This is a genomic window from Enterobacter sp. 04-C-12-SI-ECC (genome assembly GCF_047530715.1).
GTDB classification, from domain to species: domain Bacteria; phylum Pseudomonadota; class Gammaproteobacteria; order Enterobacterales; family Enterobacteriaceae; genus Enterobacter; species Enterobacter bugandensis.
Map to the genome: position 1 here is coordinate 1 of NZ_JBLKDI010000052.1, position 1,049 is coordinate 1,049.

General features: G+C 63.0%; 1 protein-coding gene. It reads left to right on the forward strand.

Annotated elements, in window-relative coordinates:
• The coding region (locus ACMWL8_RS25085) for an IS481 family transposase (protein WP_414751625.1) at positions 1-1,049 on the forward strand (1,049 nt) is incomplete at both ends.

Here is a 1,049-nt window from a genome sequence, read left to right on the forward strand (position 1 = left end):
CTTATGCCCTGGGATGCGAGAGATACCATGTCATTACGTACCGAGTTTGTGCTGTTCGCCTCGCAGGACGGGGCGAACATCCGTTTCCTCTGCCGTCAGTTCGGCATTTCTCCTGCCACCGGCTACAAGTGGCTTCAGCGCTGGGCTGAGGAAGGTGCCTCCGGTCTTCAGGACCGCTCCCGCGCACCTCATCATTCCCCGAACCGCTCATCTGACGACATAACGGCCCTGCTGCGCATGGCGCATGACCGTCATCAACGCTGGGGCGCCCGCAAGATTAAGCGCTGGCTTGAAGACCAGGGGCACCGTATGCCCGCCTTCAGCACCGTCCATAATCTGATGGCCCGTCACGGTCTGCTGCCGGGCGCATCACCGGGCGTTCCGGCTACGGGACGCTTCGAACATGACGCGCCGAACCGGCTCTGGCAGATGGATTTTAAGGGCCACTTTCCCTTTGGCGGTGGCCGCTGCCATCCGCTCACCCTGCTGGACGACCACTCCCGTTTTTCCCTGTGCCTGGCGCACTGTACCGATGAACGGCGCGAGACCGTGCAGCAGCAGCTGGTCAGCGCGTTTGAACGCTACGGCCTGCCGGACAGGATGACGATGGACAACGGCTCACCGTGGGGCGACACCACCGGCACCTGGACGGCGCTGGAGCTGTGGCTGATGCGCCACGGTATCCGGGTGGGGCACTCCCGGCCTTATCATCCGCAGACGCAGGGCAAGCTGGAGCGTTTTCACCGCAGCCTGAAGGCGGAAGTGCTGCAGGGAAAATGGTTCGCGGACAGCGGAGAGCTGCAGCGCGCTTTCGATCACTGGCGCACGGTGTACAACCTTGAACGCCCGCACGAGGCGCTGGATATGGCGGTACCGGCCTCGCGTTATCAGCCGTCTGCCCGGCAGTACAGCGGCAGCGTAACGCCACCTGAGTACGATGAAGGGGTGAAGGTCAGGAAAGTGGATGTCAGCGGAAAGCTGAGCATACAGGGTGTCAGTCTGAGCGCAGGCAAGGCGTTCAGGGGAGAACGGGTCGGGCTGAGGGAGAC